The sequence below is a fragment of the Streptomyces sp. NPDC056600 genome (assembly GCF_042792855.1).
Classification (GTDB): Bacteria; Actinomycetota; Actinomycetes; order Streptomycetales; family Streptomycetaceae; genus Streptomyces.
Genome location: NZ_JBHTVQ010000033.1, coordinates 26,345 through 50,581, shown reverse-complemented (window position 1 = coordinate 50,581; position 24,237 = coordinate 26,345). Strand labels below are relative to the sequence as shown.

22 protein-coding genes and 1 pseudogene are annotated in these 24,237 nt (G+C 70.3%); 15 read left to right on the top strand and 8 right to left on the bottom strand.

Annotated features, from left to right (window positions below):
• Positions 1 to 34 precede the first annotated feature (34 nt).
• Positions 35 to 121, bottom strand: a pseudogene (locus tag ACFRAV_RS18040) (glutamine synthetase); the annotation flags it as partial.
• Positions 122 to 921: 800 nt separating this feature from the next.
• Between ACFRAV_RS18040 and ACFRAV_RS18035 the strand changes: the two are divergent.
• On the top strand, positions 922 to 1,980 hold the full coding sequence (locus ACFRAV_RS18035; RefSeq protein WP_382556601.1) for a pentapeptide repeat-containing protein: 1,059 nt from the start codon (positions 922 to 924) through the stop codon (positions 1,978 to 1,980).
• 228 nt (positions 1,981 to 2,208) lie between these two features.
• On the opposite strand, the gene ACFRAV_RS18030 is transcribed toward ACFRAV_RS18035, so the two are convergent.
• Complete coding sequence (locus tag ACFRAV_RS18030; protein ID WP_382556599.1) at positions 2,209 to 3,315, bottom strand: hypothetical protein; 1,107 nt, start codon at positions 3,313 to 3,315, stop codon at positions 2,209 to 2,211.
• 416 nt (positions 3,316 to 3,731) lie between these two features.
• Between ACFRAV_RS18030 and ACFRAV_RS18025 the strand changes: the two genes are divergently transcribed.
• The gene (locus tag ACFRAV_RS18025) at positions 3,732 to 4,106 is read left to right on the top strand and encodes a hypothetical protein (protein ID WP_382556598.1); all 375 of its coding nucleotides are present in this window, start codon (positions 3,732 to 3,734) and stop codon (positions 4,104 to 4,106) included.
• A 27-nt stretch (positions 4,107 to 4,133) separates the two neighbouring features.
• On the opposite strand, the gene ACFRAV_RS18020 is transcribed toward ACFRAV_RS18025, so the two are convergent.
• Positions 4,134 to 4,892 carry a GntR family transcriptional regulator gene (locus tag ACFRAV_RS18020; protein ID WP_382556595.1) on the bottom strand — a complete coding sequence of 253 codons (759 nt, stop codon included), beginning with the start codon at positions 4,890 to 4,892 and terminating at the stop codon, positions 4,134 to 4,136.
• 198 nt (positions 4,893 to 5,090) lie between these two features.
• Between ACFRAV_RS18020 and ACFRAV_RS18015 the strand changes: the two genes are divergently transcribed.
• The 9 genes from ACFRAV_RS18015 to ACFRAV_RS17975 all read left to right on the top strand — a co-directional run bounded on the left by ACFRAV_RS18015 (position 5,091) and on the right by ACFRAV_RS17975 (position 11,172).
• Positions 5,091 to 5,450: a hypothetical protein gene (locus tag ACFRAV_RS18015; RefSeq protein ID WP_382556593.1), complete on the top strand. Its 360-nt coding sequence runs from the start codon at positions 5,091 to 5,093 to the stop codon at positions 5,448 to 5,450.
• Position 5,451: 1 nt separating this feature from the next.
• On the top strand, positions 5,452 to 6,804 hold the full coding sequence (locus ACFRAV_RS18010) for an FtsK/SpoIIIE domain-containing protein (RefSeq protein ID WP_382556590.1): 1,353 nt from the start codon (positions 5,452 to 5,454) through the stop codon (positions 6,802 to 6,804).
• Between the two features lie 139 nt (positions 6,805 to 6,943).
• Entirely contained in the window at positions 6,944 to 7,600 is a 657-nt protein-coding gene (locus ACFRAV_RS18005; protein WP_382556588.1) for a DUF2637 domain-containing protein, read from the top strand.
• A 42-nt stretch (positions 7,601 to 7,642) separates the two neighbouring features.
• A complete protein-coding gene (locus tag ACFRAV_RS18000) occupies positions 7,643 to 7,819 on the top strand; it encodes a hypothetical protein (protein WP_382556585.1) in 177 nt (58 codons plus the stop codon).
• Positions 7,820 to 7,990, top strand: a complete 171-nt coding sequence (locus tag ACFRAV_RS17995; RefSeq protein WP_382556583.1) for a hypothetical protein — start codon at positions 7,820 to 7,822, stop codon at positions 7,988 to 7,990. It abuts the gene before it with no gap.
• Between the two features lie 111 nt (positions 7,991 to 8,101).
• Positions 8,102 to 8,293 carry a hypothetical protein gene (locus tag ACFRAV_RS17990; RefSeq protein WP_382556580.1) on the top strand — a complete coding sequence of 64 codons (192 nt, stop codon included), beginning with the start codon at positions 8,102 to 8,104 and terminating at the stop codon, positions 8,291 to 8,293.
• Positions 8,286 to 9,680, top strand: a complete 1,395-nt coding sequence (gene repSA, locus ACFRAV_RS17985) for a replication initiator protein RepSA (protein WP_382556577.1) — start codon at positions 8,286 to 8,288, stop codon at positions 9,678 to 9,680. The genes ACFRAV_RS17990 and repSA overlap by 8 nt, the downstream gene beginning before the upstream one ends.
• On the top strand, positions 9,677 to 9,874 hold the full coding sequence (locus ACFRAV_RS17980; protein ID WP_382556575.1) for a helix-turn-helix domain-containing protein: 198 nt from the start codon (positions 9,677 to 9,679) through the stop codon (positions 9,872 to 9,874). Before repSA ends, ACFRAV_RS17980 begins: the two co-directional genes overlap by 4 nt.
• Positions 9,874 to 11,172 carry a tyrosine-type recombinase/integrase gene (locus ACFRAV_RS17975; protein WP_382556573.1) on the top strand — a complete coding sequence of 433 codons (1,299 nt, stop codon included), beginning with the start codon at positions 9,874 to 9,876 and terminating at the stop codon, positions 11,170 to 11,172. The genes ACFRAV_RS17980 and ACFRAV_RS17975 overlap by 1 nt, the downstream gene beginning before the upstream one ends.
• 86 nt (positions 11,173 to 11,258) lie before the next feature.
• Here ACFRAV_RS17975 and ACFRAV_RS17970 read toward each other — a convergent pair whose 3' ends face one another.
• Positions 11,259 to 12,620, bottom strand: coding sequence for a glutamine synthetase family protein (locus ACFRAV_RS17970; RefSeq protein ID WP_108954063.1), 1,362 nt, complete (start codon positions 12,618 to 12,620; stop codon positions 11,259 to 11,261).
• A gap of 327 nt (positions 12,621 to 12,947) precedes the next feature.
• On the opposite strand from ACFRAV_RS17970, the gene ACFRAV_RS17965 reads away from it, so the two are divergent.
• Positions 12,948 to 14,132: a globin domain-containing protein gene (locus ACFRAV_RS17965; protein WP_382556571.1), complete on the top strand. Its 1,185-nt coding sequence runs from the start codon at positions 12,948 to 12,950 to the stop codon at positions 14,130 to 14,132.
• Between the two features lie 68 nt (positions 14,133 to 14,200).
• Here ACFRAV_RS17965 and ACFRAV_RS17960 read toward each other — a convergent pair whose 3' ends face one another.
• The 3 genes from ACFRAV_RS17960 to ACFRAV_RS17950 all read right to left on the bottom strand — a co-directional run bounded on the left by ACFRAV_RS17960 (position 14,201) and on the right by ACFRAV_RS17950 (position 17,232).
• Complete coding sequence (locus ACFRAV_RS17960) at positions 14,201 to 14,650, bottom strand: RrF2 family transcriptional regulator (protein ID WP_382556569.1); 450 nt, start codon at positions 14,648 to 14,650, stop codon at positions 14,201 to 14,203.
• A 42-nt stretch (positions 14,651 to 14,692) separates the two neighbouring features.
• Positions 14,693 to 15,922, bottom strand: coding sequence for an MFS transporter (locus ACFRAV_RS17955; protein WP_382556566.1), 1,230 nt, complete (start codon positions 15,920 to 15,922; stop codon positions 14,693 to 14,695).
• Positions 15,923 to 16,242: 320 nt separating this feature from the next.
• On the bottom strand, positions 16,243 to 17,232 hold the full coding sequence (locus ACFRAV_RS17950) for an endonuclease/exonuclease/phosphatase family protein (RefSeq protein ID WP_382556661.1): 990 nt from the start codon (positions 17,230 to 17,232) through the stop codon (positions 16,243 to 16,245).
• A gap of 396 nt (positions 17,233 to 17,628) precedes the next feature.
• Here ACFRAV_RS17950 and panB point away from each other — a divergent pair, with 396 nt between their 5' ends.
• The 3 genes from panB to ACFRAV_RS17935 all read left to right on the top strand — a co-directional run bounded on the left by panB (position 17,629) and on the right by ACFRAV_RS17935 (position 20,647).
• Positions 17,629 to 18,510 carry a 3-methyl-2-oxobutanoate hydroxymethyltransferase gene (panB, locus tag ACFRAV_RS17945; protein WP_382556563.1) on the top strand — a complete coding sequence of 294 codons (882 nt, stop codon included), beginning with the start codon at positions 17,629 to 17,631 and terminating at the stop codon, positions 18,508 to 18,510.
• Positions 18,511 to 18,758: 248 nt separating this feature from the next.
• Positions 18,759 to 19,808 carry an ATP-binding cassette domain-containing protein gene (locus ACFRAV_RS17940; RefSeq protein ID WP_382556561.1) on the top strand — a complete coding sequence of 350 codons (1,050 nt, stop codon included), beginning with the start codon at positions 18,759 to 18,761 and terminating at the stop codon, positions 19,806 to 19,808.
• Positions 19,805 to 20,647, top strand: coding sequence for an ABC transporter permease (locus tag ACFRAV_RS17935; protein ID WP_382556558.1), 843 nt, complete (start codon positions 19,805 to 19,807; stop codon positions 20,645 to 20,647). Before ACFRAV_RS17940 ends, ACFRAV_RS17935 begins: the two co-directional genes overlap by 4 nt.
• A gap of 27 nt (positions 20,648 to 20,674) precedes the next feature.
• Here ACFRAV_RS17935 and ACFRAV_RS17930 read toward each other — a convergent pair whose 3' ends face one another.
• The gene (locus tag ACFRAV_RS17930; protein ID WP_382556555.1) at positions 20,675 to 24,193 is read right to left on the bottom strand and encodes a BTAD domain-containing putative transcriptional regulator; all 3,519 of its coding nucleotides are present in this window, start codon (positions 24,191 to 24,193) and stop codon (positions 20,675 to 20,677) included.
• Positions 24,194 to 24,237: the final 44 nt, after the last annotated feature.

Sequence of the window (24,237 nt, the reverse complement as noted above, 5' to 3'; positions counted from 1 at the left end):
GGCCTTGCGTCACGAAACGAGTCCTGACCTGCCCCTACAGCACCGGCAGGTGCTTGCGCAGCTCGAAGGCCGTGACCTCGGAGCGGTACTCGATCCACTCCTGTCGCTTGTTGCGGAGGAACAGACGCAGGGGTTTCACGGCCTGCGGAGACGGCGGTCATCACGTCTCTGACCTGCGGTGCAGCCGTCGGCATCGGTCGACGTTTGTCGCCCTCGGTCCACCTCGCACGGCCCAGAGACGGCCCAGGAACGCGGTTGCCCGGACCCACGCCCACCCCAAGCCGCCGGGCCGCAGGCACAGATCGGCCTGAGCGGGTGGGGTCCCTCGTCGGTCGGGCAGCTCCGCCTTACCCGGGTTCTCCGAGGGGCGCCAAGGCTCACTCCGTGACGCTTGCGCTTGGCCTTGGCGCCCCTCGGAGGTTCCGGGTACGCCCGCAGGGTGACCGGCCGACGAGGGGCCCCACCCGCGACCCACCACCACAACAGGCGAGGTGCGGCCATCCCCTCCGAGCGAGGGCCGGGGTTTGGGGCGGAGCCCCAAAACGTGAGCACACGGCTCCGGAGGGCGGGTGATGTGTTGTGCTTCTTGCAGGTCAACGACCCCGTTGAATACCCTTAGCGTTCCACCGTCCACAGATGGTCCACAGGCGGGAAGTTGAAGCCCAGGCCGCCAACTGCGGCGGAGGAACAGACGCATGGGTTCCATGGCCTGCGGCGACAGCGACCGTCAGGTCTCTGACCTGCCACGCAGCCGTCGGTGTCAGTCGCCGCCTGTCGCCCTTGGCAGCCGCCAGGCTGCAGGCGCCCTTCGGCATGAGTCAAGCAGAACTCGCCGAAGTGGGTTACTTGGTTGACGCCTTGGTGTGAAATGTCGGTGTGAATCTCCGAATCAAGCAGCGCCTACGACGGCCAGTCGCACGAGTGGCCCTCATCGTCCTTGGCCTCGTCATCTTCGTCGTCCTCCTGTGGCAGCTTCCCTGGTGGCTCGACCGTAACCATCTGGCGAGTGCCACTCCCGGGTCTGCGGCTGTCATAACGGGCATGCGCACGGCCTTGGTGGCAATAGCAGCCGGTGTAGTGGCAGGTGTCGGCCTCTACTACACGGATAGGAACCTCAAACACTCACGGTCTGTCCTTGAGCACACCCAAAAGGTGTCCAATGAGCAAGCAGAATTGACGCGAGCCTCACTATCCGTTAGCGAAAACACTGCGCGCCAACAAGCAGAGCTAACTGCCGAACAGCAAGTAAATGATCGATACGTCAAGGCAATTGACCTGCTATCCTCCGATCGGTTGACGAGTCGGCTTGGAGGGCTATATGCCCTAGAACGCATCATGCGTGATTCCGCAAAAGACCACGACACGGTGGTGAAAGTCCTCTCCGCTTTTGTTCGCGAGTTCGCCGTCGAACCAGATGACCCGTCCGAGAATAAAATAAGGGGACGATATCACCCTCCGGCGGATATCCAAGCAGCATTGACCATTATTGGGCACAGGCCTCGAAGGAAAGAGAGCTTTGAAATTGACTTCCGGCACTCTTACCTCAGAGAGTGCGAACTCAAGGACTGCGACTTCACTGGGGCCGATTTTTCTGATGCGAACCTAGAAGGCACACACTTGACGAATGTCAACTTTAGCCAGGCAACATTCCGAGATGCGAAATTTTCTAACTCCAATTGGGACGACGTAAAGTTGACGCATGCCTATATGAGCGGTGCCTCATTCCGGAATCTCAGAGTTTATAGCCGACTCGATTTGTCATATGCGCAGGCGGCATTTACTGACTGGACGGGAGCCGTATTTGACGAGGGAATCTCCTTGAAGCAGGCGTATCTGCATCAAGCGATTTTCTCAGAATGCAGCGGAGTGTCAGCGCAGGAGGCGATGAAGGCGGAAGATATAACTGGAGCAACGTTCCCTGAATCGATTTCTCAGAACGCGGCGATAGTTGCCGCGGTGAGTGGAGGTGATACAGAATAGGGGCGAAGCCTGGAAGGGTTCCCGAATGACCTTCCAATGCCTCCTGCAGCTTCACACCAATTGCTGGTGAGTCCGGTTTATGACCCCAGGGAAGTTTACGACCCCAGCTCGCAGACTTCTGCGTTGCCGGTTAGGGGCAGAGTCGCATGCTGCGCACGACCGCCCGAGAAAGGCGCAATGCGCCAGCACTCCCTCCGGTATAGGTGAGATTTCATCGACTTTGTTAAGCTAAGGAGTACTTTCGAAGCGTTCGGGGGCCGCGGCGTGGGCCAACTTATCGAGTGCATCCGAGTAGCTTTCCTCTACGAAGTCGCCATGGTGTTGCGTGAGGATCATGATCAAGATTCCCATCATTCGACGCCAAGATTCTCCCGAAACGTTTTCCGCAATAGGGATAATTGCATGAAATAGCATGCTGGCGTCGATTGAAGATGTGCTTGCTTCGCGCATGCGGGTGTTGAGGGGTTCGCCAATCTTGGAGCCCAGTAGATATGAGAAAATGTGGCCCGCCTCGGCCGCGAATGCAAGCTTGTCACGAGTCGTACGTATACGTGCGATGCTTACATTGGAAAGCCGTTCGCAGGCTTCCTCGATGGTGGGTTCAGGGGAAGGTTGGATGGTGTATCCATCCGTTAGTTGGCGATTGATGAGAAGTGATTCAATCACCTGCCTCGTTCGGGTTGCTTCCTCGGGACTCAGCTTATTCTGCATCCGGTTGTTGACAATGATATTTGCGTACCGATCAGGACCTACTTCTTCCGCGCCGATGAACCTGGCAACAGCCAGCAAGGCAAAATGCTCCACTTCTCTGTCGTCACTCAGACTCCAAATATTGGGGATTCGCTCCCCTGGTGGGCGCGAATTAACCCTAACTCGGCGATAATGTGCCAGGGCGAGCCTGTAAACTTTCTCAGCCGCCTCGTCCGGTGATTGCTCTGCACATCGCAAAGTTCGTTCAATTCTCCTATCCAGGCTTTGATCTCCGACTCTAATGAACCATTCCAAAGCTGATCGGATCGCCTGCTCTGGGAGGTGAACTTCCGGCACCATGAATAGATCGTTATATCGCGGGTCGGCTGTAAAGATTCGAAGTACAGCCTCATGCACCGAACGGCCGCGGCGGGCGGTCATCGCCATAGACTCTGCGATGACACTTGATGCTGTATTTAATGTAGACGTTGAACCTTTTCCTCTCCCCAAATATTTGCGCTCGCTCCTCGGCAGCACACCAGCTCGTCGCCAACGTTCCAATTGAGCCAAGCTGACTTGCAGCCCTTTGTTCCGCAAGTAATCAAGAAGAACGGCATCTGCCTTGCTCGGGCCTGTTCTGACCATGCGGACAGTTTAGAACCCCGCGATGTCGCCGCGGATGGGTTGTGGCCGGCCTTGCGAGCCTGTTCAGGCCGCGGATCAGTCGGCGCGATGACACACTGCGAGCGAGGTAAGAATGGGTCGATTTTGGAGATATGTCCGAGCCCGCGCGGAACTCGTACGACTGCTCTGCGGCGCCGCGCTAGCCGGGGCAGCCCGAGCGATTACTGACTGGATTGTTCGTCAGTACCTGGAATGATCGGCTCCAACCAGGTAAGTCTTCCAACCTGTTGTCACAGTCGCCGCCGCGCCGTGCGCGGGCCTTGATGGAGTAGGGAAAGTCTGTCCCCGCTGCTTGCCGTGTGGCTGGGCGAGCATGCGATGCGGCTTTGCGTGCGCACCTGGTTGAGCAGACAGGCGCAGGCCGACATACTCCCGATATGTCCAACACAGGGAACCGGCCCACTGATCAGGGGTGGGACGAGCCCTGGTATCGCGTGCGCACAGATCGGTTCCAGGCGTCCTTCCTGCCCGACGCAGCGGAAGAGTTGGGTGCTGTCTGCAACGTCGACGTAGAAGTACGGCTGACGGCAGATGGCTCCCGATGGAGTGCCACCATGTTCACGCTCGCCGAGGTGGAGCGCCTGATGAAGAGGTGGGCTCAGACAGGCGAGGGGCTGGAAGGCCGCTACTTCTGGTGCTCTGACGGGCTGATCGTCCGGGATCCCGGCATCGACAACATGACCCAGGTGCTCGCTGTTCTTCTCGATGCCGGAGACTTCACGCAGGTTTTCCGACGACTCGACGACGAGTAGTCAGCGCCCGCTGACCTGACGCGAACCTCAGGCGTCGAAGTCGTACTCGAGGATGTAGGCCGCAGAGTCGAGGGTCATGCGGTTGACCTCGACGGGGTGGCCTTCCTCGGCGAACGCGGTACGGGTGATCAGGATGACCGGGGTGCCCATGGAGAGGTTGAGGCGCTCGGCCTCCGCGGCCAGGGGCATCCGAGACCGGAGCTCTTCGCGAAAGTGGAACGGCTTGTGGCCGAGTTCGGCCAGGCGGGCGTAAGTGCCGCCGGGGCCGGTGTCGTCCTGAGTGATGGCGGAGCCGGCGACGATGGCCGCGGGAAGGTAAGAGCGGGCCAGGAGGACGGGCTTGCCGTCCAGGACGAAGCGGCGGCTGCGAACGCAGACCGGCGCGCCGGGCTCGACGTCCAGGGCGAGGGCGATGTCCTCCGCGGCTTCTTCCTCGGTGACTTCCAGCTGGTCGACGGTGAGGTCACGGTTCTCGGTGTCCGTGGACCAGATCGACTTGCCTGATCCCCACTGCCGCTCGGACAGCCGCTGGATGCCGCGGCGCCGGATCGGGTGAAAGCTGCGGACGAACACGCCGGCACCCTTGCGGGCCTCGGCGATGCCCTCGCTCTGCAGGACGCCGAGCGCCTGGCGGGCGGTCATCCGGGCCACGTCGTAGGTGGCCATGATGTCGTTCTCGCCGGGGAGTCGATCACCAGGAACGTACTGACCAGCGCGGATGTCCTCCTTCAGTTCATCCGCGATGCGCTGGTACTTGGGCCGGCGGTCAGCCCGCTCGTTGGTCATCGAATGCTCCTTCGCTTCTCTAGACACCTTACGGGCAGCTGCCGCACACGTGGCAACCGGTGTTGATCGGTTCCCCGGTCACGCCTTCGTCAACATCTCTAGAGATCTGATTGACAGGCGGAGTCGGCGCCGCTTCACTAGAAACATCTCTAGAGATGCTGCCGGTAGGGTGGCATCGCTCAGTGGAGGAGTGCGCCCATGCGCCAGATCCCTGTCGACACGTCCGCGGCGACCGTGATGGTCGCCAAAGCTCCTGAGATCAAGCTCCGCGACCGGCGGACCGGTGAGATCGCCGTCGACGCCGACGGCGTGAAGCTGATGACCGTGGACGTCATGTTCGCGGCGTTCGGTGAGGTGGAGATCCTGACCGTGACCGTTCCGGAGACAGGGATCTCCGGTGACCTGGTGATGGGGACCCCGGTGGCGCTGACGCAGCTGGTCGCGCGGCCGTGGGAGTCGGAGTTCAACGGCCGACAGCGGCACGGGATCGCGTTCCGGGCGGTGGCGGTGACGTCACTGGTGGCCGGTGGGTCGGTGCCGAGGCCGGAAGCCGCGTGACGTGCGGGCGCTCGGGCTCGTGGTCCTGGTCGTAGCCGTCGGCGCGGGGGTTCTGCGGTGGCGGCGGCCGGCCTGGTACTGGCTGACGTTCGGGGCCCTCGTGGCCATGGTGCGGGTCGTGCACCGGTATCCGGGAGTGATGGAGGGCTGCGGGCTCTGCGTTCCTCCAGCCCGCTGGCAGGTGACGCTCGCCAAGCTCAGGAAGCAGCAGGCGCCAAGGCCGCGGGTGCCGAAGATTCTTCGGACGCGGGTCACGCGGACGGGGCTGGTGCTGCGGCTGAGGCTCTGTTCGGGGCAGGACGTGGTCGGCTTCGCGAAGGCGGCGGACCGGCTGCGGCACGGCTTCGGAATGTACGGGGTGAGTGTGCGGGAGGTACGGGCCGGGGTGGTCGAGCTGCGGATGACCGCCTACGACGTCCTCAAGCGGGTGCAGATGCCGCGGGTGCGGCGCGAGCTGATGCGGGTGCCGGTCGGCCTGCGGGAGGACGGTGCCGTGCAGTTCCGGGACTACCGAGTGGTGCCGCACGCGCTGACCATCGGAGCGACGAAGTCGGGGAAGTCCGTCTACCAGCGGCACCTGGTCGCCGAGCTGGCCGCGCAGGATGTGGCGTTGGTGGGGATCGACTGCAAGCAGGGCGTCGAGTTGTTCCCGCTGGCGCGCCGGTTCTCCGCGCTGGCCGACAACCCGGACGACGCGGCCGAGCTGCTGGACGCGCTGCTGCGGAGGATGGAGGCCGTCTACCAGGTGATCCGGGCCGAGCAGCGGGTCGCAGCCGACGTGCCGGATGCGGAGATCGCTGCCGACATCTGGGACCTGCCCGCAGACCGACGTCCCACGCCGGTGGTGGTCCTGGTGGACGAGGTCGCCGAGCTGGCCCTGTTCGCCGGCAAGGAGGAGGAGAAGCGGCGGGACCGGATCGTCACCGCGCTGGTCCGTCTCGCCCAGCTCGGCCGGGCGGCCGGCATCTACCTGGAGGTGTGCGGGCAGCGCTTCGGCTCCGAACTCGGCAAGGGCATCACCATGCTCCGCGCCCAGCTCACCGGCCGCACCGCGCACCGGGTCAACGACGAGGCCTCGGCGAAAATGGCCTTCGAGGACATCTCGGCCGACGCCGTCCTGGCAGCCGTGCAGATCAGTCCGGAGACGCCGGGGCTGGCGGTTGCCGGTGACTCCTCCGGCGGCTGGGCCCGCATCCGCGCCCCGCACGTCTCGCTCCGCCACGCGGTGAACGTCTGCAACAAGCACGCCCACCGCACCCCGCAGATCCCCGAGCTCGCCTTGTTCCGACCCGCCTTCGAGGTGGTCGGAACACAGCGAGGTCCACTTCCCCAGGCCGCCTCTAGCACGGCCTGACCCCTTCCCATCCCCAACGGTCGGCGCAAGCGCTCATGCGCCAGGTCCCTACCCGACGCATGCCCGAAACCGCCGGGGCGGGGCGGTCGAACCCGCTTCCCGCCTCCTCCCGGCCCCACCCCTCGAAGGAGACGCCCTCGTGTCCCGGATTCGCTTCGATGCCGTCTTGGTCCAGGCGCTCATCGCCGGTGCGCTGTCCTTCGCCCACCTGCACGACCTCGCCGCGGCGGCTGGGCAGGACGGATGGAAGGCATGGGCCTACCCGATCTCCGTCGACCTGCTGATGGTGGCCGCCTGGCGACGCCTGCGGACCGGAGGCAGTTCACGGCTGGTGTGGTTCTGGTTCCTCACCGCCCTGACCGCCTCCCTCGGCGCCAACATCGCCACTGCCGGGCTCCTAGACCTGGAGAACCCGCCCGCCTGGCTGCGGCTCGGCGTCGCCGGATGGCCGGCCCTGGCCTTCCTCGGCGGCACCCTCCTCGCCCACGGCGGCCATCGCCAGGAGCACGCCGAACCGGATGGCGAAGCGGCTGCGGAGGCGGGCCAGCCGGAGCCGGTCTTCGCGGCCCCTGCTGAGGTCCCGGTCCTGGAGCCCGCCGCGGTGCCGGCGGAACCCGCCGTGCCACCGCCGCCGGTTCCCGTTCCGGAGGTGCCACCCGCGCTCGTGGCGCACGCCCGCCGTGTGGCCGACGAGCACCGCACCCGCACCGGTCACCGCATTGACCTCGACACCCTGCGCACCCGGCTCGGCGTTCCCGCGCCACTCGCCGAGGCCATCGCCACCCAACTCGCCTGACACCACGGGCCAGGCCCGACACCCGAAGGGAGGTGAACAACGATGCGCGAACACATCCGGCGCCTGCTGAACCAGGCCGTCGCGATGGCGCGACAGGACCAGATGACCGAGGCCGTGTCGTGCGGAGAGGCCGCGCTCTTCCGGGCCGCCGACCGCGCCGAGCGCGAAGAGATCGAACAGTGGCTCATCGACCACGCCGACGTCTTCCACCAGGAGTGAATGCCATGGACAACGCCCTGCACGTCCCGCTCTGGCTGCTCGTGCTCGTCGCCGCGGCTCGGCATCCGCCTCTGGCGGATCCCCCTCTGGCTCGTCACCGTGCTCGTCCTCGGCGGCTTCCTGCTCGCCGACAGCATCCTCGCCCCAGCCGTCAACGCGCTGATCAAGTAACGCGTCGCACGACCGCCGCAGCACATAAGAACGGCCCCCGGGTGGCCTCTACCGCCAAGTGTCAGCCGCCCGGGGACCGCGAACCGAACCTAAAGATTCGGAGCCTTCATCATGACCGATTCCGCCCACACCGCACAGCCACTCTGCCCGTGCTGCGACGGCTTCGCCGCCGTCACCGTGACCCTCCGCGGCCGTGACGCCAACGGCAACCGTCGCACCCGGCGGATCATTTGCCGCCTCTGCAGCGGTCTCGGCACCGTCCGCCGGTCCGCCCGCAAGCACGCGGAGGCGGTCCGTGTCTGACCTCGCGACCCTCACCCCGCCCACCCTCGACCGGCTGACGCTCGGCGACCTGCTCCGGGTCGCCTCGGCCGACGGCTTCGACCGCTGGCGCGAGCAGGTCCACCGCACCGGCGGCTGCGCGAACCCGATCCACCTGTCCGGCTGGACCGCCACCCAGGACAAGACCAGCGGCGGCACCCTGCACCGCTACTCGACCGACGCCGAGCCGGGTGGCCGTCTGCGCATCGCCTGCGGCAACCGCCGCGCCTCCCGCTGCCCGTCCTGCGCCTGGACGTACGCGGGCGACACCTTCCACCTCATCCGCGCCGGCCTCGCTGGAGACGACCGCCGAGCCATCCCGGCCGCCGTCCGCGAACGCCCGCGCGTCTTCCTCACCCTCACCGCACCCTCCTTCGGCCCGGTTCACAACCGGCCCGGCTCCGGCCGCTGCCGCTGCGGCACCCAGCATCCCGAGGCCGATCCCGCCCTCGGCACCCCACTCGACCCGGACCGCTACGACTACGAGGGCGCCGCCCTCTTCAACAACCTGGCCGGCGAACTCTGGCACCGCTTCACCAACCGGCTCCGGCGCGAACTCGCCCTCGCCGCTGGCATCACCCGCCGCGAACTCCCCGAGTACGTGCGGCTGTCCTACGCCAAGGTCGCCGAGTTCCAGAAACGCGGAGCGGTCCACTTCCACGCCGTGGTCCGGCTCGACGGCCCCGCAGGACCGGGGAGTCGGCCCCCGGCCTGGGCCACCACAGAGCTGCTCACCAACGCCATCAAGGCGGCCGCCGCCCACCCCTACACGACCGTCACCCTCCCACCCGCAGCCCACCGGCCCGAGCGTCGCTTCCAGTGGGGCTCCCAGCTCGACGTCCGCCCCATCCACGCCTTCGGCGACCGCACCGACGACGTCACCGAGCAGGCCGTCGCCTCCTACATCGCCAAGTACGCCACCAAGGCCGCTGAGACCACCGGCACCCTCGACCGCCGCATCGGTGAACTCGGCGAGCTCGACCGCCACCAGGTCCCGCCCCACGCCCGCCGTCTCATCGAGGCCTGCAAGACCCTCGACCCCCTCTACCCCGACCGCCGCCTCTGGGCCTGGGCCCACATGCTCGGCTTCCGCGGCCACTTCAGCTCCAAGTCCCGCCGCTACTCCACCACCCTCGGCGCCCTCCGCCAGGCCCGTGCCGACTACCGCGCCGCCCAGGAACGCGCCGTCCTCGGCCTCGAGGAGCACGACCCCGACACCACCCTCGTCCTCGCCGACTGGCGCTACGCCGGCCACGGCCACAGCCCCGGTGAGTCCGTCCTCGCCGCCACCATCGCCCGCGGCATCGCACTCAACCGACGCACCGCCCGCGAGGAACTCGCCGCAGCCGCGACGGGGGTGGCGGCATGAGCGACGTACTGCCCGCACGTTTCCTGACGCCCGTCGACCTCGCCGAGCTCCTGGGCGTCCCCGTGGAGACGGTCTACCAGTGGCGGCGCAAGCGCACCGGACCGCGCGGCTTCCGGGTCGGCCGGCACCTGCGGTACGACCCACAGGACGTCCGCGCCTGGATCGAGCAGCAGATGACAGTGGGGATCGCCTGATGGCGGGGCACATCCAGGACCGCTGGTACAAGACGGTCCCCGACCCCGACGGCGGCAAGCCGCAGCGCGTCAAGACAGAGCGCCACGGGCACGGGAGCCGCTACCGGGCCCGTTATGTCGGCCCGGACGGCACGGAGCGTTCCAAGGCCTTCCCGGACCGCAGGAAGCGCGAGGCCGAGCTCTGGTTGAGTCAGGTCGAGGCGGATATGGCGGGTGGGCATCATCATGAGCCGAACGCGGGCCGGGAGACGTTCGGCCGGTACGCGGAGAAGTGGCTGGCCTCGCAGACGACCGACCCAACCACACGGGAGTCCGTCGTCTCGCAGATCAAGGGGCACGCGATCCCGTACCTCGGCTCCCGGCCACTGGGGTCGTTCAAGCCGGAGCACGTCCGTGCCTGGCTGGCCGAGCTGGAACAGAAGGTCCCTGCCTCCTCGTACCGGCGGGTGATCTACAACAGCGTCTCCTCGATCCTCAACGCGGCGGTCGACGACGGGCACCTGAGGAGGAACCCGTGCCATGCGCGGTCGGTGCGACCGCCCGAGCGTGGGGTGGGGCGGGTCATCCCGTGGAGCACGGAGCGCACGTTCGCCGTGCGGGCGGCACTCCCCCGGCAGTATCAGGCCGCTCTGGACCTGGGCGCCGGCTGCGGGTTGCGGCAGGGGGAGATCTTCGGGCTGCCCGAGGAAGAGGTCCGGTTCGACACGGGCTGGGTGCACGTGGCCCAGCAGGTCAAACTCGTCGGCGGACGTCTCGTGTTCGCTCCGCCCAAGCGGAACAAGGCGAGGGACGTTCCACTGCCCGCCAGTGTGGCCGCGGCACTGAAGCGGCACCGGGAGGACTTCCCACCCGTCGCCGTCACGCTGCCGTGGGGCAGGCCGGACGGGCGGCCAGTGACCAAGCTCCTGCTCTTCCGCAGCCTCGACGGCTCCGGGGCGGTGCGGCGGACGGACTTCAACGACCGGGTCTGGAAGCCCGCCCTCGCCTCGGCCGGCGTGATCGAGGAACGGGAGCCCGACCGGCGCCGTTACCCCGCCGCGCGGGAGCACGGGATGCACGCGCTGCGGCACTTCTACGCCTCGGTGCTCCTGGACGCGGGCGAGAACGTCAAGGCGCTCAGCCACTACCTCGGGCACACCGATCCGGGGTTCACGCTGCGGGTCTACACGCACCTGATGCCGAGCAGCGACGGCCGGGCGCGGCGGGCCGTGGACGCCCTGTACGGGACGGCCCAGGACGGCCCGGCCGCGGGCTCCGCCGCGAATTCTCACGGCCCAGAGACGGCCCAAGGCCGCTGAAAGGGCTTCGGAACGGCTGAGGGGCGGTGGTCGATCGACCACCGCCCCTCACCATTGCGGCGCGTGAAACCGCGCCTGACCTGCCCCTACAGCACCGGCAGGTGCTTGCGCAGCTCGAAGGCCGTGACCTCGGAGCGGTACTCGATCCACTCCTGTCGCTTGTTGCGGAGGAAGAAGTCGAAGACGTGCTCGCCCAGGGTCTCGGCGACGAGGTCGCTGCGCTCCATGAGGGTGAGGGCCTCGCCGAGGTTCTGGGGGAGGGGTTCGATGCCGAGGGCGCGGCGTTCGGCGTCGGAGAGGGCCCAGACGTCGTCCTCGGCGCCCGGGGGGAGCTCGTAACCCTGCTCGATGCCGCGCAGGCCGGCGGCGAGGAGGACGGCGTAGGTGAGGTACGGGTTGGCGCCGGAGTCGATGGAGCGGACCTCGACGCGGGCGGAGCCGGTCTTGCCGGGCTTGTACATGGGGACGCGGACCAGGGCGGAGCGGTTGTTGTGGCCCCAGCAGATGTAGGAGGGGGCCTCGCCGCCCGCGCCGGCGGTGCGCTCGGAGCCGCCCCAGATGCGCTTGTAGGAGTTGACCCACTGGTTGGTGACCGCGGAGATCTCGGCGGCGTGGCGCAGCAGGCCGGCGATGAAGGAGCGGCCGACCTTGGAGAGCTGGTACTCGGCGCCGGACTCGTAGAAGGCGTTGCGGTCGCCCTCGAAGAGGGAGAGGTGGGTGTGCATGCCGGAGCCGGGGAACTCCGAGAACGGCTTGGGCATGAAGGTGGCCTGGAGGCCCTGTTCGAGGGCGACCTGCTTCATGACGAGGCGGAAGGTCATGATGTTGTCGGCCGTGGAGAGGGCGTCGGCGTAGCGGAGGTCGATCTCCTGCTGGCCGGGGCCGCCTTCATGGTGGGAGAACTCGACGGAGATGCCCATCGACTCCAGCATGGTGATCGCCTGGCGGCGGAAGTCCATGCCCACGTTCTGCGGGGTGTGGTCGAAGTAGCCGGAGTAGTCGGCTGGGGTGGGCGGGGTGCCGTCGGTGGGCTTGTTCTTCAGGAGGAAGAACTCGATCTCGGGGTGGGTGTAGAAGGTGAACCCCTGGTCGGACGCCTTGGCGAGGGCCCGCTTGAGGACGTAGCGCGGGTCGGCGAAGGACGGGGAACCGTCCGGCATGAGGATGTCGCAGAACATCCGGGCCGTGCCGGGGGCCTCGGCGCGCCAGGGGATCACCTGGAAGGTCGACGGGTCCGGCTTGGCGATCATGTCGGACTCGTACACCCGGGCGAAGCCCTCGATGGCGGAGCCGTCGAAGCCGATGCCCTCGTCGAAGGCCTGCTCCAGCTCGGCCGGGGCCACGGCGACGGACTTGAGGAAGCCCAGCACGTCCGTGAACCACAGGCGTACGAAGCGGATGTCGCGCTCCTCGAGCGTGCGGAGCACGAACTCCTGCTGCTTGTCCATTGTGTGCTTCCCCATCTTCTTGATCCGGCCCGCCTGGCCCATACCACCACACGTGGGTTTCGCCTGCGTTGCGGGCGGACCGCGTGCGGGCGGGCGCCGCGTGTCGGGCACCAGCCTGACATCTTGCCCCGGGGCTCGCCATACCCGATCTCCGGGCCCTCCGGAAGGGCTCTGCGGGGGTCGATGAAGGGCTGCTCGGTGGTGGCCGCGGGCCGGTGCGCACGGCACATTACAGATTGCTCACACACCCGCACCGTTAATTTGCATCTCAGATGCAAGTTTCACTAACGTCTCGCGTGCCAGATCAAGGCATTCAGGAGGCCTCCCATGCTGTCCGAGCAGTCCGCCGCCACCGTGCGCGCCACCCTTCCCGCCGTCGGGGCGGCCATCAACGAGATCACCACCCGGTTCTACGACGGCTTGTTCACGGCCCACCCGGTGCTGCTGCGCGACCTGTTCAACCGCGGCAACCAGGCGGCGAAGAGCCAGCAGCAGGCGCTGGCGGGCTCCATCGCGGCATTCGCCACCTACCTGGTGGACCGCCCCGACGAGCGGCCCGACGCGATGCTGGCCCGCATAGCCCACAAGCACGCCTCGCTGGGCGTGCAGCCGGACCAGTACGACATCGTGCACGAGCACCTGTTCGCGGCGATCGTGGAGGTGCTCGGCGAGGCCGTCACGCCCGAGGTGGCGGCGGCCTGGGACGAGGTCTACTGGCTGATGGCCAACGCGCTGATCGCGATCGAGAAGCGGCTCTACGAGGAGCAGGGCGCGCACGAGTGGCGTGAGTGGGAGGTCGTGGAGCGGGTCGAGGAGACGGCGGACGTCGCCACCTTCCGGATCCGCCCGGCCGACGAGCGCCCGGCGCCCGCCTTCAAGGCCGGCCAGTACGTGTCCGTGCAGGTGGAGCTGGCGGACGGGGCGCACCAGATCCGTCAGTACAGCCTGTCCTCGGCCCCGGGGGCCGGGGTTCGGCAGTTCACCGTCAAGCGGGTCGCGGAGGACGGGAGCGCGCCGGAGGGCGAGGTCTCCAACCACCTGTACGCCCACGTGCGCGCGGGCGACGTGCTGCGGATCTCGGCGCCCTTCGGCGACCTGGTGATCGAGGACGGGGACGCGCCGCTGCTGCTGGCCTCTGCGGGCATCGGCGTCACACCGGTCGCGGCGATGCTGGGGTACCTGGCGGAGTCCGGGCACAAGGGTGCGGTGACGGTCGTGCACGCCGACCGCTCCCCCGCGACGCACGCGCTGCGCGCCGGCCAGGAGGCCGCAGTGGCGGAGCTCGCCGACGCGTCGCTGCACCTCTGGTACGAGGCGGACGCACCCGAGGGCGCGCACGCCGGGCTGGTGGACCTCGACGAGGTGACGGTGGCTCCGGGGACGCACGCGTACCTGTGCGGGCCGCTGCCGTTCATGCGGGCGGTGCGGGCGCAGCTGCTGGCCAAGGGCCTGCCGGCCTCGGACATCCACTACGAGGTGTTCGGGCCCGACCTCTGGCTCGGCCAGGGCTGACGGACGGCACGTCGGCGTGACGCGTGAGGGCCCCCGCTCCGGTGGAGCGGGGGCCCTCACGCGTCGTGTCAGGTCCGGGCCGGCGGTGGGGCCAGGGTCAGCAGCAGGGGGCCCGCCGGGGTGGTGACCATGTCGGAGACGGTCAGGGGGTCCAGGGAGGCGAAGAACGCCTCCTGGGCCTGGCGGAGGGCGCCGCGCAGGCGGCAGGCCGGGAGGACGGGGCAGGGCGTCGCGCCGCCCTCGCAGTCGACGACCTCGCCGTCGCCCTCGAAGGCGCGCACCACCGCGCCGACGGACGCGGTGCGGCCCACGGCGGTGAGGGAGAGGCCGCCGCCCCGCCCGCGCCGGGCGTCGACCAGGCCCATGCGCTGGAGTTCCGCGACCACCTTGGTGGTGTGGGTGTACGGAACGGCGACGGCCTCGGCGACCTCACGCGTCGTCGGGGTGGCGTCCTCCGCGACCGTGGCGAGGCGCATCAGGACGCGCAGGGCCAGGTCGGTGGAGCGGAGAAGACGCATACGGCAACGGTAACCCGCTGGGGTAACCCGCTGGTGGCGCCCCTACTCCGCCTCCGCCCGTGCGCGGGTGCTCTCGGGGGCCGGCAGGTGGGTGGCGACCACCCGTCCCGTGCGGCGTTCGCGGCGGTCGGCGAGCAGGGAGAGCGCCGCGACGCCGATGCCGAGGACGGCCAGCACCGAGCCCACCGGGGCGGGCGAGGTCACACCGAGGCCGGCGCTGAGGGCGAGGCCGCCGATCCAGGCGCCGCCGGCGTTGGCCAGGTTGAAGGCGGCCTGGTTGGCCGAGGAGGCCAGCGAGGGGGCGCTGGCGGCGCGGGTCATCACCATCAGCTGGAGCGGCGCGCCCAGGGTGAAGGCGGTGACGCCCAGGAGCAGCACCGCGACCGCGCCGCCCGCCCTGGTGTCCATCAGCAGGGGGAAGAACAGCAGCGTGACGGTGACGGCGCCGAGACCGGCGAAGACCGTGCCGCTGGGCGACCGGTCGGCGAGGCGGCCGCCGAGCAGGTTGCCGACGGTGGCGCCCACGCCGAACAGCGAGAGGACCAGGGTCACGGAGGCCTCGGCGTAGCCGGCGGCGTCGGTCAGCATGGGCGTGATGTAGCTGAAGGCGGAGAAGAGCGCCCCGCTGCCCACGATGGTGGTGCCGAGGACCAGCCAGACGGAGACGGACCGCAGCGCGGCCAGTTCGCCGCGCAGGCCGACCGGCGGGGCGGCGTGCGCGGTGCGCTTCTCCTGCGGCACGAGGAAGAACAGGGCGGCGACCGCGGCGAGACCGATCACGCAGACCGCGCCGAAGGTGGCCCGCCAGCCGAACTGCTGGCCGAGCAGCGTGCCGACCGGGACGCCGACGATGTTGGCGACGGTGAGGCCGGTGAGCATGGTGGCCACCGACCGGGCCCGCTTCTCGGGGGCGACGAGGGTGGTGGCGACGACCGAGCCGACGCCGAAGAAGGCGCCGTGCGGCAGGCCGCTGAGGAAGCGCGCGCCGAGCAGCCAGGTGTGGTCGGGGGCGAGCGCGGAGAGGCCGTTGCCGACGATGAACAGGCCCATCAGCCAGAGCAGGACCTGGCGGCGTTCCATGCGGGCGGTCACGGCGGCGAGCAGGGGCGCGCCGACGACCACGCCCAGGGCGTAGGCGGATATCAGGTGTCCGGCGGAGGGGATCGAGACCCCGAGGTCGGCGGCGACCTGGGGCAGCAGGCCCATCATCACGAACTCGGTCGTACCGATTCCGAAGGCGCCTACAGCGAGGGCGAGCAGGGCCAGTGGCATGGGGCGTGTGCCTTTCAGCAGGGGTGGTCACGGCCGGTGTGACGGGCTCCGCGAGGAGTATGTTCCACTCCGAAACAAAACCCGGGGCATCAGTATTTCAGAGGTCGCGGGCTGTTGCGCCCACTGAAACGGTGAACAGTTCGTATCAGGTGCCGTGGATGTCAGGGGTGGCCAGGTGGCACGCGTGCCGGAGTACGGGCGGCGGTACGGGCGGGAGCGCGGGTGCGGATGGCGGTGCGTGCCGGAGGGCGGCACCGGAGGGCGGTGGGTGTGCGGCGGTAGGTATGCGTACGTGTCGTATGTCAGCCTACGGACACGTGTCAGCGTACGGTCACGCGCGCCGCCACCGGCAGGTGGTCGCTGCCGGTCTCCGGGAGCGTCCACGAACTCACCGGCTCGACGCCGCGCACCATGATCTGGTCGATCCGGGCCATCGGGAACGACGCCGGCCAGCTGAAGCCGAAGCCGCTGCCCGCCGCGCCCTGGGTGGAGCGCATCTGCGAGGTGACCGCCCGCAGCGCCCGGTCGTTCATGGTGCCGTTGAGGTCGCCGAGCAGCACGACCCGCTCCTGCCGCTCCTTGGCCACGGCCTCGCCGAGCGCGTCGGCGCTGCGGTCGCGCTCGCGGGCGGTGAAGCCGGCGTCCAGCCGGACCCGCACCGAGGGCAGGTGGGCGACGTAGGCCTTCACGTCGCCGAAGGGGGCCTCGACGGTGGCGCGCATGGCGCGGGTCCAGCCGAGCCTGATGTCCACCGGCTCGACCTCGCGCAGCGGGTACTTGCTCCACAGGCCGACGGTGCCCTGCACCGAGTGGTAGCGGTAGGTGGAGGCCAGGGTCCGCTCGTAGACCGGGGCCGCCGACTCGGTCAGCTCCTCCAGGGCCACCAGGTCGGCCCCCAGCGCCGCCACCTCGCGGGCGGTCCCCGCGGGGTCGACGTTCTGCGCGTTGACGTTGTGGGTGACGACGGTGAGGTCGCCGTCGGCCGTCGGGTCGGTCTTGTCCGACAGCAGCCCGCCGAACTGCCCGGCCCACACGAAGGCGGGCAGCAGGCCGACGATCACCGCGGTGGCCGAGCGGCGCACCAGGGCCGCCAGCAGGATCACCGGGACGAGCAGTCCGAACCACGGCAGGAACGTCTCGGCGAGACTGCCGACGTTGCCGATCGCGTTGGGCACGTGGGCGTGCAGCCGCATCGCGGCGGCGAGGACCAGGGCGCAGGCCGCGAGGACCAGGCCGCGCCGCCAGATGCCGGGCCCGGCCAGTCCGTCCCCGACGAAGCGGCACACCCAGCGGTGGGCCAGGCGCCGCATCCGGCCTGGGCGCCGGGGATCCCGGTCGGCCCCGTCCGTCTCCGCCGCCACCGCCTGCTGCGTCATCCGCCGCCTCACCACCTGCCGTGCACACCGTCCGTACCAGTGGGTCCTACACGCTGTACGCGTCGTACGCGTGTCTACGACCCTAGGCCATGTCCGGTTTCCGTCCCGCCGGGCGCTCGGGAGCATCTCCCGTCACGCGGCGCCTTACAAGGGGTGGGACGACCAACCGGGAGGAACGGGTTCCACCGATGGGCCGCCGAAACCACCGTCCGTGACACAAACCGCACATCCCGCTCCCCCCTCTTCTCCTGTCGCGTGTCAGGTGCAACCATGGAAATGGTCCGGGGACGCCGTGAGGGCGCCTCGAGATGACGATGAAGGAGCCGTTCCATGACGCAGCTTCAGGCTGCCCAGAAGAGCCCTGACGGCGGTGGCAGGTCGCGCGGTGAGATGTCGCTGTACGGCGGCAAGAGCAACCGCCGGGTGACCGTCCGCGACATCGCACTGGCCAAGGAGCGCGGCGAGCGCTGGCCGATGCTGACCGCCTACGACGCGATGACCGCGTCCGTGTTCGACGAGGCCGGGATCCCGGTGCTGCTGGTCGGCGACTCGGCCGGAAACTGCCACCTCGGCTACGACACCACCGTGCCCGTCACGCTGGACCAGATGGTCATGCTGACCGCCGCCGTGGTCCGCGGCACCAGTCGCGCGATGGTCGTGGCGGACCTGCCGTTCGGCTCGTACCAGGAGGGCCCCGTGCAGGCGCTCCGTTCCTCGATGCGCCTGATCAAGGAGTCCGGCGCCACGGCCGTCAAGCTGGAGGGCGGGGAGCGTTCGCACGAGCAGATCAAGCTCCTGGTCGACTCCGGCATCCCGGTGATGGCCCACATCGGCCTGACCCCGCAGTCGGTCAACGCCATGGGCTACCGGGTGCAGGGCCGCGGCGAGGAGGCCGCCCAGCAGCTGCTGCGCGACGCCAAGGCCGTGCAGGACGCCGGCGCCTTCGCGGTGGTGCTGGAGCTGGTGCCGCGCGAGCTGGCCGCCGAGGTCACCACCACGCTGCACATCCCGACGGTCGGCATCGGCGCCGGGCCGGAGTGCGACGCGCAGGTGCTGGTGTGGACGGACATGATGGGCCTCACCCCCGGGCGGGTCCCGAAGTTCGTCAAGCAGTACGCGGACGTGCGCCGCGTGATGGGCGACGCCGCGAAGGCGTACGCCGAGGAGGTCGTGGGCGGAACGTTCCCGCTGGAGGAGCACTCCGTCCACTGATCCCGGCAGGCGGGGCCCCGTCGCACCGCACGGGGCCGCGCGCCCGACAGGCCACTGAGAGGACAGCCCGCCGATCCCCCCGTCGGCGGGCTGTCGGCCTTCCCGGACCCGACAGTCGGCGGGCTGTCGGCCTTCCCGGACCCGGCAGTCGACGGACTGTCGGCGGGCGGCCTCCACGCCGCTCCCCAGCCGGCCGGCTGTCGGGAAAATGTCGGCGCGGTGTCGGCGCCGCCTGACAGCGTGGAGCCATGACACGCGACGACGACAAGACGCCCGCCCCCGCGGTCTCGGTACGGGGGCTCACGAAGAGGTACGGCGAGACCCGCGCGCTGGACGGCGTGGACCTGGACGTCCGAGAGGGCACCGTCCTCGGGGTGCTCGGCCCCAACGGCGCCGGCAAGACGACCCTGGTCCGCATCCTGTCCACGCTGATCGTCCCCAACGAGGGCCGGGCGACGGTCGCCGGGATCGACGTCCTGCGGCAGCCGCGCCGGGTGCGCCGGGTGATCGGCCTGACCGGGCAGTACGCCTCGGTGGACGAGAAGCTCTCCGGGCGGGAGAACCTGTACCTGATCGGCCGCCTGCTGGACCTGCCGTCCAAGGCCGCCCGGGCCCGCGCGGACGAGCTGCTGGAACGCTTCTCCCTCACCGACGCCGCCCGCCGGCCCGCCTCCACCTACTCCGGCGGCATGCGCCGCCGCCTGGACCTGGCGGCCTCGATGATCGGCAGGCCGCAGGTCCTCTTCCTGGACGAGCCGACCACCGGCCTGGACCCGCGCACCCGCAACGAGGTGTGGGACGAGGTGAAGCGGATGGTCGGCGAGGGCGTGACCGTGCTGCTCACCACCCAGTACATGGAGGAGGCCGAGCAGCTGGCCGGCGAGCTGGCGGTGATGGACCGCGGCCGCGTGGTCGCGGGCGGCGGCATCGACGAGCTGAAGGCCAAGGTGGGCGGCCGCTCGCTGCGGATCCGGCCCGCCGCCCGCGCCGACCTCCAGCCACTGGCCGCCACCCTGGACGGGTTGGGCGTCACCGGCCTCGCCACCGTCGCGGTGGACGCCGAGAGCGGCTCGGTGCGGGTGCCCGTGCTCAGCGACGAGCAGCTGACCACGGTCCTGGCGGCGGCCTCCTCGGCCGGGATCGCCCTGGCCTCGGTCGTCACCGAACTGCCCAGCCTGGACGAGGTCTTCCTCTCCCTCACCGGACACAAGGCGTCCGACACGTCCTCCGGTACCGATGCCGCCGACGCCCAGGCCGGCGAAGGCTCCGACCCGAAGCTCGAGGAGGCCGCCGTATGAGCGCCACCACCACCGCCGCGCCCGTCCCCGCCGCCTCCCCGGCGCGTGACCTGGCCGACGACCACATCGGCCTGCGCGGCCACCTGCGGCACACCGGCGCGCTGATGCGGCGGAACCTGCTGTGGATCCGCCAGGACCCGGAGTCGATGTTCGACGCCGTGCTGATGCCAATCGTCTTCACCCTGCTGTTCGTCTACGTCTTCGGCGGCTCGATCGGGATGGCGCTGGGCGGCGGCCGGGAGGAGTACGTCCAGTACCTGGTGCCGGGCATGCTCGCCATGATGGCGCTGTCGATGTCGATGTCGGTGGGCACCGGCTTCAACCAGGACATCGAGAAGGGCGTCATGGACCGCTTCCGCTCGCTGCCCATCGGGCGGGGATCGGTGCTGTTCGCCAAGATCGCGGTCGAGCAGCTGCGGGTGCTGATCTCCACGGTGATCCTGCTGCTGGTCTCGCTGCTGGTCGGCTTCGAGATCGACCGCCCGCTGGGGCTGCTGGCCGCGGTGGGTCTGTCGATGCTCTTCGGCATCTCCCTGATGTGGGTCTTCCTCGCGCTCGGCGTCACCGCGAAGAGCGCGCAGTCGGTCCAGGCGCTGGGCTTCCTGGTGATGATGCCGCTGCAGTTCGGCTCGTCGCTGTTCGCCCCGACGTCCTCGATGCCCGGCTGGCTGGAGGCCTTCGCCGACTGGAACCCGCTGTCCTGCCTGGCGGACGCCTCCCGCGGCCTGATGGTCGGCGGCCCGGTGGCCCGCGACATGTGGGTCACGCTGGGCTGGACGGCGCTGCTGACGGCGGTCATGGCGCCGTACGCGATCCGGAAGTTCACCACGCGGGACTGATCGGAGCGGCCCATGCGCCGACCAGCGTCACACCAGGGCCGCGGCCTCCTCCAGGGAGAGGCCGCGGCCTTCGGCGTGGGCGGCCTCGAACGCCTCGTCGCCGAGAGCGGCGCGGACGGCCTCGCGGGCGCGGCGGCAGATCTCGCGCTCCATCACCGTGCTGACGTGGCCGGCCGGCGCGTGCTCCTCGGCCGCGCCGAGACACCGGGCGCCGTCCGCCGCGCGCCGGCCGCCGTCGTCCCCGGCGAGGACCGCGGCGCCGAGCACGAGCAGGTGAGGGCCGATCTGCGGGGCCACCGTCTGCGCCAGCACGTCGTTCGCGGACACGAGGGCGCCCCGGATCCGCCGGAGCGCCTCGCCCCACCGGCCGTCGGCGATGTCCAGCCAGGCCTCCCCGCCGTCGATGAAGGCGGAGAAGGCGGCGAACCCGGCGGCGGGGAACTCCGCGCGCAGGTCCGCCAGCAGGTCCCGCGCCTCGTCGACGTGGCCGGAGACGCCCAGCCAGCTGATCAGGGTGATCCGGGCGGCCACGCCCGCGTCCCGGCCGCCGCTCTCCTGCCGGAGCACCTCCCGCAGGATCCGCTCGCCACGCTCCGGCCGGTCCGTCTCCAGGAACAGCGCGCCCAGGCGGGCGCGGAGCACGTTCACCTGGGCGTGTGCGCCGATCCGCTCGGCGAGTTCCACGGCCTCCTCGAAGGTGGCGGCGGCCTCCTCGAACGCGCCGGCGTTCTGCAGGGCGTCGCCGCGTCCGGACAGCGCCTCGGCGACGCCCCAGTCGTCGCCCAGGCGCCGGAAGATCTCCAGTCCCTCGTCGGCGCGGGCGACCGGGTCGCCGTTCATGTCGGGGCGGTTGGCGTACAGGCTGGCCTGCAGGTGCAGGCTGGTGGCGAGTTCCCACTCCATTCCGGGCCTGCTGCGGCAGGTGCGCTCGGCGGACTGGACGACGTCCTGAAGCCGGTCGGCCTGACCGGTCAGCAGCAGCGCGAAGAACCACATGGAGCCCGGGGAACGGCAGACCTGCGGCATGCCGGGCTCGTACACCTCGGTGATGGCGCGCAGCTTGTCCTGTCCGGCGGGGCTCTGCCACTCGCCGAGTTCGGCGCCTATGTCCATGCTGGCGAGGTGGACCAGGTGGACGCCGCGGCGGGCCTCCCACAGGGCCTCCCCGGTCATCGGGGGCGGCGCGTCGACCGGGCGTTCCCACAGCGGGACGGCCTTGCGGACGGGGCGGGCGAACGGGTCGGGTCCGAGCGCGAGGACCTGCTGCGCCCAGCCGCGGGCCTCGGACCGCTGGTCGCGCATCTGCCAGTACCAGGCGAGGGAGTGGAAGAGGCAGAGCGCCTCCTGCTCGTCGCCGTGCGCGACCGCGGTGCGCATGGCGGTGCGGAGATTCTCGTACTCGGTCTCCAGCCGGGCGATCGCCGCGCTCTGTCGCCTTCCGCGGAGCAACGGGTCGGTGGTGCGGGCGAGTTCGCGGTAGTACGTGAGGTGGGCGCGGGCCGCCGCCTGCTGGGACCCGGCCTCGTCGAGGCGTTCGCGGGCGTACTCGGCGACGGTCTCCAGGAGCCGGTAGCGCATCCCCGCGTGGGGCGAGAGGGGCGAAGGGGCCGCCACGACGAGTGACTTGTCGACCAGGGAGCCCAGGGCGTCGAGGGCGGCGGGCCCGCACACCGCTTCGGCGGCGTCGAGGTCGCAGCCGCCGGAGAAGACGGACAGGCGGGCCAGGACGGCGCGTTCGTCCTCGTCGAGGAGGTCCCAGGACCAGTCGACGACGGCCCGCAGGGTCTGCTGGCGGGGCAGCGCCGTGCGGCTGCCGGAGGTGAGCAGGCGGAACCGGTCGTCGAGCCGGCCGACCAGCTGGCGGGGGGTGAGCATCCGCAGTCGGGCGGCGGCGAGTTCGATGGCCAGCGGCAGGCCGTCGAGGCGGCGGCAGATCTCCGCGCAGGCCACGGCGGTGTCCGGGTCGGAGTCGGGGGTGAAGCCGGGGCGGGCGGCGGCGCCGCGGTCGGCGAGCAGGCGCAGCGCGTGGGGCTCCGGGAGGGGCTCGACGGGGCGTACGAGTTCGCCGGGCACGCCCAGCGGTTCCCGGCTGGTGGCGAGCACGGTGAGGTGCGGGCAGCGGGCCAGGAGTTCCTCGGCGAGCCGGGCGGCGGCGTCGACGACGTGCTCGCAGTTGTCGAGGATCAGCACCATGCGGCGGCGGGAGCAGTGTTCGGCGAGCCGCTCCAGGGCGTCGTTCCTGCGCTCCGAGACCACGCGCATCTCCTCGGCGCCCGCCGCGTACAGGGTCGTCTCCCGCCCGCCCACGGCGGTGAGGACGGCCTCCGGGACGGCGGAGGGGACGGTGACCGGGGCGAGTTCGGCGAGCCAGACGCCGTCGCGGTCGCGGTCGAGGTCGTGGAGGGTCTCGGCCGCCTCCTGGGACAGCCTGGTCTTGCCCGCGCCGCCGGGGCCGAGGAGCGTGACCAGCCGGGACGCCCGGAGGTCGCGGTGGATGGCCTGGATCTCCGGGTCGCGACCGACGAAGCTGGTCAGGCGGGCGCGGAGGTTGCCGGGGAGCGGGTGGGCCGGGGCCTCGTCGGCGTGTGCCCGTCCGTCGTGCGGCGGGCTGCCCGGAAGCGGGCCGTCGCCGGCCCGGGCGGCGGGCGGCGCGCTCCCGGCGACGGACCGGACGCCGGGCTGGACGCCGGACCGAACGTCGGACTGGACGCCGGGCTGGATCTGGTCCCGCTCCCGCTCCCGCTCCTGGCGTGGCGCGGCGGCGGACTCCCCCGACGGGCCGGCCTCGTGGCGCGGGCGGGCGGAGGCGGGCGCGGGCCGCAGCAGGTCCGCGTGGGTGGCGCGGAGGGCGGGGCCGGGGTCGGCGCCGAGGGTGTCGGCGAGGTGGCGGCGCAGGCCCTCGTAGGCGGCGAGTGCCTCGGCGGGGCGGCCCGCGGCGGCGAGGGCGCGCAGCCGCAGCGCCTGCAGCGGCTCGTCCAGGGGGTGCGCCTCGCACAGGGCGGTGAGGTCGGGCAGGACGGCGGCGGCCTCGCCGAGGGACAGCGCGGCGGTGAGGCGGGCCCGGCGGGCGTCCAGGCGGCGGGCCTCCCAGCGGGCGGCCTCCGCGCCGGGGTGCGGCAGGTCGGCGAGGGCGGGGCCGCGCCAGAGGGCGAGGGCCTCGTCGAGGGTCTCCGCCGCCTTGGCCGGGTCGCCGTCGGCCAGCGCCCGCAGCCCGTCGGCGGTGAGCCGCTCGAAGCGGTACAGGTCGACGTCGTCGGGCCGGGCGTCCAGCAGGTAGCCGCCGTCCGCGGAGGCCACCGCCCCGGGGCCGAGCAGGCGCCGCAGCCGCCCCACCAGGGCCTGCAGCGCGCCCGTGGCGTCGGCCGGGGGATCGTCCGCCCAGACCTCGTCGACCAGGACGGACACCGGGACCGCGCGGCCGGGCCGCAGCGCCAGCAGGGTCAGCAGGGTGCGCAGCTTCGCGCCGCCGACCGGTACGGACGTGCCGTCGGGGCGGATGGCCTGGATGGTGCCGAGGACTCGGAAGCGCACGGCCCCATTCTCCATCGGCCGAGGACGTCCCCCGCACCGGAGCCGTCCCCGGGGGGGCC

Excerpts from the sequence above, each read along its gene's own strand:
- ACFRAV_RS18030 (WP_382556599.1), bottom strand. The coding sequence starts at position 3,315 with ATGGTCAGAACAGGCCCGAGCAAGGCAGATGCCGTTCTTCTTGATTAC.
- ACFRAV_RS18025 (WP_382556598.1), top strand. The coding sequence starts at position 3,732 with ATGTCCAACACAGGGAACCGGCCCACTGATCAGGGGTGGGACGAGCCC.
- ACFRAV_RS18020 (WP_382556595.1), bottom strand. The coding sequence starts at position 4,892 with ATGACCAACGAGCGGGCTGACCGCCGGCCCAAGTACCAGCGCATCGCG.
- ACFRAV_RS18015 (WP_382556593.1), top strand. The coding sequence starts at position 5,091 with ATGCGCCAGATCCCTGTCGACACGTCCGCGGCGACCGTGATGGTCGCC.
- ACFRAV_RS18000 (WP_382556585.1), top strand. The coding sequence starts at position 7,643 with ATGCGCGAACACATCCGGCGCCTGCTGAACCAGGCCGTCGCGATGGCG.
- ACFRAV_RS17995 (WP_382556583.1), top strand. The coding sequence starts at position 7,820 with ATGCCATGGACAACGCCCTGCACGTCCCGCTCTGGCTGCTCGTGCTCG.
- ACFRAV_RS17990 (WP_382556580.1), top strand. The coding sequence starts at position 8,102 with ATGACCGATTCCGCCCACACCGCACAGCCACTCTGCCCGTGCTGCGAC.
- ACFRAV_RS17980 (WP_382556575.1), top strand. The coding sequence starts at position 9,677 with ATGAGCGACGTACTGCCCGCACGTTTCCTGACGCCCGTCGACCTCGCC.
- ACFRAV_RS17975 (WP_382556573.1), top strand. The coding sequence starts at position 9,874 with ATGGCGGGGCACATCCAGGACCGCTGGTACAAGACGGTCCCCGACCCC.
- ACFRAV_RS17970 (WP_108954063.1), bottom strand. The coding sequence starts at position 12,620 with ATGGACAAGCAGCAGGAGTTCGTGCTCCGCACGCTCGAGGAGCGCGAC.
- ACFRAV_RS17965 (WP_382556571.1), top strand. The coding sequence starts at position 12,948 with ATGCTGTCCGAGCAGTCCGCCGCCACCGTGCGCGCCACCCTTCCCGCC.
- ACFRAV_RS17960 (WP_382556569.1), bottom strand. The coding sequence starts at position 14,650 with ATGCGTCTTCTCCGCTCCACCGACCTGGCCCTGCGCGTCCTGATGCGC.
- ACFRAV_RS17955 (WP_382556566.1), bottom strand. The coding sequence starts at position 15,922 with ATGCCACTGGCCCTGCTCGCCCTCGCTGTAGGCGCCTTCGGAATCGGT.
- ACFRAV_RS17950 (WP_382556661.1), bottom strand. The coding sequence starts at position 17,232 with ATGCGGCGCCTGGCCCACCGCTGGGTGTGCCGCTTCGTCGGGGACGGA.
- panB (WP_382556563.1), top strand. The coding sequence starts at position 17,629 with ATGACGCAGCTTCAGGCTGCCCAGAAGAGCCCTGACGGCGGTGGCAGG.
- ACFRAV_RS17940 (WP_382556561.1), top strand. The coding sequence starts at position 18,759 with ATGACACGCGACGACGACAAGACGCCCGCCCCCGCGGTCTCGGTACGG.
- ACFRAV_RS17935 (WP_382556558.1), top strand. The coding sequence starts at position 19,805 with ATGAGCGCCACCACCACCGCCGCGCCCGTCCCCGCCGCCTCCCCGGCG.
- ACFRAV_RS17930 (WP_382556555.1), bottom strand. The coding sequence starts at position 24,193 with ATGGAGAATGGGGCCGTGCGCTTCCGAGTCCTCGGCACCATCCAGGCC.